Origin of the sequence: Micromonospora arida (assembly GCF_003857035.1) — a bacterium.
Taxonomy (GTDB): domain Bacteria; phylum Actinomycetota; class Actinomycetes; order Mycobacteriales; family Micromonosporaceae; genus Micromonospora; species Micromonospora arida.
Genome location: NZ_QGSY01000339.1, coordinates 1 through 6,961, shown reverse-complemented (window position 1 = coordinate 6,961; position 6,961 = coordinate 1). Strand labels below are relative to the sequence as shown.

Sequence of the window (6,961 nt, the reverse complement as noted above, 5' to 3'; positions counted from 1 at the left end):
ACAGGCGCCGTTGGTCGGCGGCGGCGTGGTGGGTGGGGTGCCGCCGCCGCAGGACGCCCCGTTGAGCTGGCAGCCGCCCGGTGAGCCGGAGCCGCTGCCCAGGAAGCCGAAGGAGACCGACGCGCCCGGGGCGATCGTGCCGTTCCAGGACCGGTTGGTGAAGGTGTGCCGCTGGCCGGATGAGCTGAGCAACGCGTCCCAGTAGCTGCCGAGCGTGGTGCCGGACGGCAGGTCGAAGGCGAGGCTCCAGCCGTTGATGGTCGAGCTGCCGCCGTTGGTGATGGTGTACTTCCCCTCCCAACCGGAGCCCCAGTCGGCGGTCTTGACGAAGCTGGCGGTGGCCCCGGCGGCGTACGCGGGCAGCGCCACCCAGGCCGCGCCGAGTGTCGCCGCGAGGGCGGCGACGAGAGACAGGACAAGGGATCTGGCAGGCTTCATGCGACCCTCCACGCCCGGCAACGGGCATCCACGGACGTCAACGTCGTGGCTAATTATTAAGACAGTTAACTGTTCCTGTCCAGAGGTTGCCCGGATGAGCGGACCTCCCGTCGCGTGGGCGGCGCGACGGGAGGCCGCAGAGCGTCCGCCTCAGCGGCGGAACGTGAACCAGTTGACGTTGACGAAGTCGTTCGGTTGGCCGCTGGTGAAGGTGAGATAGACGGAGTGCCGGCCGGTCACCGCGCCCACGTTGCCGGGCACCGAGCGCCAGCTCTGCCAGCCGCCGGTGTTGCCGATCGCGAAACTGCCGATCGGTGCGGCGGTCGGGCTGTCCACCCGCACCTCGACGAGGCCACTCGCACCGCTACCCGCGCCGGAGGCGACCCGGGCCACGAAGTCCCGGGGCCCGGCGGAGCCGAAATCGACATTGTCGTAGCGCGCCCAGTCGCCGTTGCGCAGCGCGCCGATGTTCTGCCCGCCCTCCGAGCACGCCTCGACGAACACACCGTTCTGCCCGTTGAACGACTCGGCCTCGATCTGCGCGTACGCGTCCCTCGTGCCGCCCGGCGGCGGGGTGGTCGGCGGCGGGGTGGTCCCGCCACCTCGGCGGTACACGGCCACATAGTCGACCAGCATCGGTCGACCCGGGATGGTCGCCGCGGTCGGCGTGCCGCTGCCCGCCACCCCGTTCGGGAAGGCACCGCCAATCGCCACGTTGAGCAGCAGGAAGTAGCCGGCGTGCGAGGTCATCTGCGACCAGGCGGACGCGCCGACCTGACTCTGCGTGACGGTGTGGTAGAGCTGCCCGTCGACGTACCAGCGCAGTTGTTGGGGACTGATCGAGGCGTCCCACTCGAACCGGTACGTGTGGAACGCCGACTGGCAGCTGGCGCCCGGGCAGGCCCGGGACGCGCCAAGGCCGTTCGACTCGTTGCAGGGCCCGCCCGGGGCGACGCCGCAGTGCAGCACGCCCCAGACGGAGTTGATGCCGTTGACGTTCTCCATCACGTCGAACTCGCCGATGCCCGGCCAGTTCTGGTAGTTGCCCCGGTAGGGCGCACCCAGGGCCCAGAACGCCGGCCAGTAGCCGGACGCCGCCGCACCCGTGACGTTCGGCATCTGGATCCGACCCTCGATCGCCAGGACACCGCCGGCCGGGGCCTTGAAGTCGCTGCGCACGGTCTCGATCCGGGCGGAGGTCCAGCCTCCCCCGCCGTCGCGCAGCGGTGTGATCCGCAGGTTGCCGCCGCCGTCGTGGCTCACGTTGGCGGTGCTGGCGGTGTAGTTCTGGATCTCGCCGGTGCCCCAGTTGGCCGGGCCACCCGGGTAGTTGTGCCCCGTGTCGATGATCCAGTTGGCGGCCGACGGCAGGGTGCCGGCCGCGCCAGTGAAGTCGTCACTCCAGACCGTGCTCCAGCCGGCGGGCGGTGGCGGAACGGCGGCCTGCGCGGTCATCGTGACGCCGGCCAGGGCGATGGTGGTGGAAACGAGCAGGACGGACGCCAGCAGGCGGCGGCGGGCGGGTGCGGCGGCGGTGACCGCCAGGGGAGGTGGCATGGACGTGCCTCTCTGCGGGGACGGATCGAGAGAGCGCTCTCTCAGAGTTGTACGTCCCGTCAACACAGTTGTCAACGTCGATCTACGTTGCCCGTCGGAGTTCCCTGCGGGCGGCGGAGCACCGCCTGCTCGAGGGCCGACCACACGCTCGTGGCCACCAGGTAGATCACCGCGGCGAGCGGCAGCACCAGCGCCACCAGCACGGTCGTGAACGGCAGCAGGGGCAGCAGCCGGCCGAGCGTGGCCGCCCCCGGCCCCTCGGTCGGCGTACCGGCCACCGTGCCCACCGCCGCCGACGCGCGGCGGGCCCGCCGCGACGACCACCAGGCCACCACCAGCAACACCATCAGCAGTACGCCGAACAGCGGGCCTGCCGCACCGGCCAGCCCGTCGCTGAGATGGTGACCCAGCGGCACGCCGGCCAACCGCTCGTCCAGCAACCCGGTGCCGCCCTCACTGGTGCTGAACAACCGGTACAGCACCAGCAGGAACGGTGCCTGGATGAGCAGCGGCAGGCAGCCGGCGATCGGGTTCGCGCCGGCCTCGCGGTACAGACCGAACACCTCGCGCTGAAGCGTCGCCGGGTCGTCCGCGTACCGCTGCTGAAGGTCACGCACCTGTGGTGCGAGCGCCGCGCGGCGCCGCTCGCCGCGGACCTGCGCGACGGTCAGCGGCGAGATCAGCAGGCGGACGGCGATGGTGAAAAGCACGATGGCGGCGGCGGTCGCTCCGCCGCCGGCCAGTGGTTCGAGCAGCTCGGTGAGCCAGGACAGCGCGCTGCCGGCAGCGGCGACAGCGTCGTGCAGTGGTGCGAAGGCGAGCATGGGAAACCCCTCGGTCCGATTCCGGTGAGGCCCTCCCCCGGGCGGTATCCGCTCAGCAAGGGGGGCCGGTGACGGCGGGATCGGCCGCGTGGCGGCGAGGCGCTACACGGCCGAGGGGTGCCCCGGAGCACGGGGGCGAGGACGACCGGCCGCATCCGGGTCGATCTGGCGAGGCATTCGGCGACTTCGGGAGCGGGCCCTCAGCCCGGCCCACCGCGGCCCGGCACCGGGCGCGCCCGCCCGGTCGTGCACCCGTGCCGCCAGCACCACCGCGAGCAGCACCAGGGCGGTCAACGCGGCGCCCGCCAGCAGGTCGGCCGGTCGGCCCGCGAGCAGGGTGAGCTGGGCGAACGCGGACATCCACGCGGCCCCGACATAGCCCAGCAGCACCGGCACGGGCTCAGCTTAGGACCCTCTGTCACGTCATCCAGCCGAATCCGGCGGCCCGCCCCGAGTACGACGCGCCGCCGCCACGTTTCCCGGCATCGCCACGTTGGGTAACCAACGACGGACCAACGCGGACGGACCGCGAACGGTAGGAACGGACGGGTGATGTCGATGACCGGTCAGGTGGCGGAGGCGCACAGCGACATGGCTGCGGCGACCGGGTTGCTCACCGTGGGTGTCGAGGAGGAGTTCCTGCTCGTCGACCCGCACACCGGGGCCGCGGTTCCGGCCGTGGACCTGGTCATGGAGCAGGTGCCGGCCGAACTCCGCGGGCAGGTGGAGCGGGAGTTCCAGACCAGTCAGATCGAGATCGGCAGCCCGCCCGGCCTTGAGCTCTCGTCGATCCGGCACTCCCTCGGCGTCCTGCGTCGGGCGCTCTCCGACGCCGCCGAGCGAGCAGGCGTACGCCTGCTCGCCATCGGCACCGGCCCCGTGGACGGCCCGGTGCCGCCGGTGGTGGACAAGCCCCGCTTCGACCGGATGATCGAGCGCTTCCGGCTGCTCGTCCCCGGCCCCGGCAACAACGGCATGCACGTACACGTCGGCGTGCCCGACCCGGACACCGGCGTGCAGGTGCTCAACCACGTACGACCGTGGCTGCCGATGCTGCACGCGGTGACCACCAACTCGCCGTTCTCCCGGGGCGAGGACACCGGCTACGCCAGTTGGCGCTCGGTGGAGTGGGAGCGCTGGCCGTCGGTGGCGCCGACGCCGTTCCTGGAGTCGCACGAGCACTACCAGCGGCTGATCCGCCAGTTGATCTCCAGCGGGGTGATGCTCGACGAGGGGATGCTCTACTGGTACGCCCGCCTGTCGGCGAAGTACCCGACGGTGGAGCTGCGGATCGGCGACGTCTGCCCGTCGGTGGACGACGCGGTGCTGGTCGCCGCGCTCGTCCGGGCGCTGGTGGCCACCGCCATGGCGGATGTCGAGGCCGGTCGGCCGGCGTTGCAGACCGACCACCACCTGCTGGTCGGGGCGCACTGGCGAGCCGCCCACGACGGTCTGGAAGGTGAGGCCGTCGACGTCACCAACGGTGAGCTGCGCCCGGCCTGGGAGCTGTTGGACCGGTTCGTGGAGCGGATGCGGCCGGCGCTGGAGCAGCACGGCGACTGGGCCGAGGTGACCGACCTGCTGGGCGGCCTGCGTCGACACGGCAGCGGCGCGGCACGCCAGCGCGCGGTGTTCGAGCGCACCGGCAGACTCACCGACGTGGTGCAGGACGTCGCGCGGCAGACCCGCGGCTGATCACCGCGTGACAGGATGGGACCCGTGGCGCAACGGCTGATCGTCATCGGCGGGGACGCCGCCGGAATGTCGGCGGCGTCCCAGGCCCGACGCCGCCGTGACCGTGGCGACCTGGAAATCATCGTCTTCGAGCGGGGAAACTTCACCTCCTACTCGGCGTGCGGCATCCCGTACTGGATCAGCGGCCTGGTGCCCGGCCCCGAAGCGTTGATCGCCCGGTCCCCGGAGACGTTCCGCACCGAGTACGCGATGGACGTACGGATGCGCCACGAGGTCACGAGCATCGACCTGGAACGCCGCGAGGTGGTGGCCCAGGACCTGGAGGGCGGCGGCGAGGTCCGCGAGCGCTTCGACGACCTGGTGTACGCCACCGGTGCGGTGCCGGTGAAGCCGCCATGGGCGGTCACCGACGCGGGCGGCGTGTTCGGCATGCAGACCCTCGACGACGGTGCGGCGCTGCGCGACTGGCTGGACGCCGACCCGCAGCCGCGCCGGGCCGTGGTGGTCGGCGGCGGGTACATCGGCGTCGAGATTGCCGAGGCGCTGATCCAACGCGGCCTCTCGGTGACCCTGGTGGAGGCGGGCCAGCAGCCCATGGCCACCGTCGACCCCGACATGGCCGAACTGGTCGCCGACGCCATGCGCAGTCTCGGTGTCACGATCCGCACCAGCCTTGCGGTGAGCGGCCTGGAGCAACAGGACGGCCGGGTGTCCGCCGTGGTCACCGCCGAGGGGCCGATCCCGACCGATGTCGTGGTCATGGGTCTCGGCGTACGCCCCAACACCGCCCTCGCGGAGGCGGCCGGGCTGCCCCTCGGGCCGACCGGCGCGATCCGGGTCGACCGCCGGATGCGGGTGCCCGGGCTCCCCGGGGTCTGGGCGGCCGGTGACTGCGTGGAGACCCTGCACCGGGTCAGCGGGTTGCCGGTGCACGTGCCGCTCGGCACGCACGCCAACAAGCAGGGCCGGGTCGCCGGGATCAACATCGGTGGCGGGTACGCCACCTTCGCGGGTGTGATCGGCACGGCGGTGACCAAGGTCTGCGACCTGGAGGTGGGTCGGACGGGTCTACGTGAGCGGGAAGCCGCAGCTGCCGGCTTCGAGTTCGTCTCGGTGATCGCCGAGTCGACCAACCGGGCCGGTTACTACCCCGGTGCCCGGCCGATGACGGTCAAGCTGATCGCCGAACGCCCCAGCGGCCGATTGCTCGGCGCGCAGATCGTCGGTTGGTCCGAGGCGGCCAAACGGATCGACACGCTGGCCGTGGCGCTGTGGAACGGCATGACGGTGGACGATATGACGGCACTGGACCTCGGCTACGCTCCGCCGTACGCGCCGGTCTGGGATCCGGTGCTCATCGCCGCCCGAAAAGCGGTCGACGCGCTCGCCGCCCTCGACCGTTGACCCGCGCCCGCCGTGGAGGACCACCCCGTGACCCAGACCCCGACCCGGCCGACCGTACGTCGGCGTCCCACGATGGTCGACGTGGCCCGGCGTGCCGACGTCAGCCTGAAGACGGTCTCCCGGGTCGTGAACGACGAGCCGGTGGGGCAGGAGTTGGTCAGCCGGGTGCTGGCCGCCATCGCCGAGCTGGGCTTCCGGCGTAACGACATCGCTCGTAACCTGCGCTCCCGGCAGCTCAACGCCACCGTCGGGTTGCTGATCGAGGAGATCGCCAACCCGTTCTACGCGACCATCGCCAGCGTCGCCGCCGAGATCGCCGCCGCCCACGGCACCATGCTGATCACCGCGTCGTCGGAGGAGGACCCGGAGCGGGAACGCGCCCTGCTCCAGGACTTCACCCAGCGCCGGGTCGACGGCCTGCTGGTGGTGCCGGCGGGGCTCGACCACTCGTTCCTGCGTCGCGAGGTCGAGCTGGGCATGCCTGTGGTGTTCCTGGACCGGCCGCCGCAGGGGCTGCAGGCCGACGCGGTGCTGTTGGACAACCGGGGTGGCAGCCACGCCGGGGTCAGCGCGCTGCTCGACGAGGGGCACCGACGGGTGGGGCTGCTGCTCGGCGCGCCGAGCGTGCCCACGATGCGGGAGCGGCTGGCCGGGGCGCGGGCGGCGCTGGACGCTGCCGGGGTCGAGCCGGACGAGTCGCTGATCCGTGAGCGGCTCATCGCTCCCGAGGAGGCCGGCCGGGCGGTCGCCGCGCTGCTCGACCTTCCGGAGCCGCCCACCGCGTTCTTCTGCGCCAACAACCGGCTCACCGTCGGCGCACTCCAGGAGCTGCACCGGAGGGGCAGTGACGCCGCGCTGGTCGGTTTCGACGACTTCGAGCTGGCCCACCTGATGCCCCGACCGCTGACCGTCGTCGCGTACGACACCCGGGAGCTGGCGAGGGTCGCCACCGAACGCCTCTTCCAGAGAATCGCCGGAGAGGACACCCCACCCAACACGACGGTCCTCCCCACCAGACTGCTACCCCGAGGCCTGCCCTAACC

The 6,961-nt window shown here is 72.0% G+C and carries 7 protein-coding genes; 3 read left to right on the top strand and 4 right to left on the bottom strand.

Annotated features, from left to right (window positions below):
* The 4 genes from DLJ58_RS33140 to DLJ58_RS33125 form a co-directional block, all read right to left on the bottom strand.
* On the bottom strand, nucleotides 1-438 hold a 438-nt coding region (locus tag DLJ58_RS33140), incomplete at its 3' end, for a cellulose binding domain-containing protein (protein WP_208741480.1).
* Nucleotides 439-588: 150 nt separating this feature from the next.
* Nucleotides 589-1,995 carry a carbohydrate-binding protein gene (locus DLJ58_RS33135; RefSeq protein ID WP_124862931.1) on the bottom strand — a complete coding sequence of 469 codons (1,407 nt, stop codon included), beginning with the start codon at nucleotides 1,993-1,995 and terminating at the stop codon, nucleotides 589-591.
* A gap of 71 nt (nucleotides 1,996-2,066) precedes the next feature.
* Complete coding sequence (locus tag DLJ58_RS33130) at nucleotides 2,067-2,819, bottom strand: YidC/Oxa1 family membrane protein insertase (RefSeq protein WP_124862928.1); 753 nt, start codon at nucleotides 2,817-2,819, stop codon at nucleotides 2,067-2,069.
* A gap of 102 nt (nucleotides 2,820-2,921) precedes the next feature.
* Nucleotides 2,922-3,215: a DUF6412 domain-containing protein gene (locus tag DLJ58_RS33125; RefSeq protein ID WP_244219234.1), complete on the bottom strand. Its 294-nt coding sequence runs from the start codon at nucleotides 3,213-3,215 to the stop codon at nucleotides 2,922-2,924.
* 156 nt (nucleotides 3,216-3,371) lie between these two features.
* Between DLJ58_RS33125 and DLJ58_RS33120 the strand changes: the two genes are divergently transcribed.
* Genes DLJ58_RS33120 through DLJ58_RS33110 form a run of 3 tightly spaced genes read left to right on the top strand, consistent with a single transcriptional unit; the run spans nucleotide 3,372 to nucleotide 6,959 of the window.
* Nucleotides 3,372-4,514 (top strand): carboxylate-amine ligase, encoded by a 1,143-nt coding sequence (locus DLJ58_RS33120; RefSeq protein ID WP_425271366.1) that lies wholly within the window; start codon nucleotides 3,372-3,374, stop codon nucleotides 4,512-4,514.
* A gap of 24 nt (nucleotides 4,515-4,538) precedes the next feature.
* On the top strand, nucleotides 4,539-5,918 hold the full coding sequence (locus DLJ58_RS33115) for an FAD-dependent oxidoreductase (RefSeq protein ID WP_124862922.1): 1,380 nt from the start codon (nucleotides 4,539-4,541) through the stop codon (nucleotides 5,916-5,918).
* A gap of 27 nt (nucleotides 5,919-5,945) precedes the next feature.
* Nucleotides 5,946-6,959 (top strand): LacI family DNA-binding transcriptional regulator, encoded by a 1,014-nt coding sequence (locus DLJ58_RS33110; RefSeq protein ID WP_425271365.1) that lies wholly within the window; start codon nucleotides 5,946-5,948, stop codon nucleotides 6,957-6,959.
* Nucleotides 6,960-6,961 lie beyond the last annotated feature (2 nt).

Excerpts from the sequence above, each read along its gene's own strand:
- DLJ58_RS33130 (WP_124862928.1), bottom strand. The coding sequence starts at position 2,819 with ATGCTCGCCTTCGCACCACTGCACGACGCTGTCGCCGCTGCCGGCAGC.
- DLJ58_RS33135 (WP_124862931.1), bottom strand. The coding sequence starts at position 1,995 with ATGCCACCTCCCCTGGCGGTCACCGCCGCCGCACCCGCCCGCCGCCGC.
- DLJ58_RS33120 (WP_425271366.1), top strand. The coding sequence starts at position 3,372 with ATGTCGATGACCGGTCAGGTGGCGGAGGCGCACAGCGACATGGCTGCG.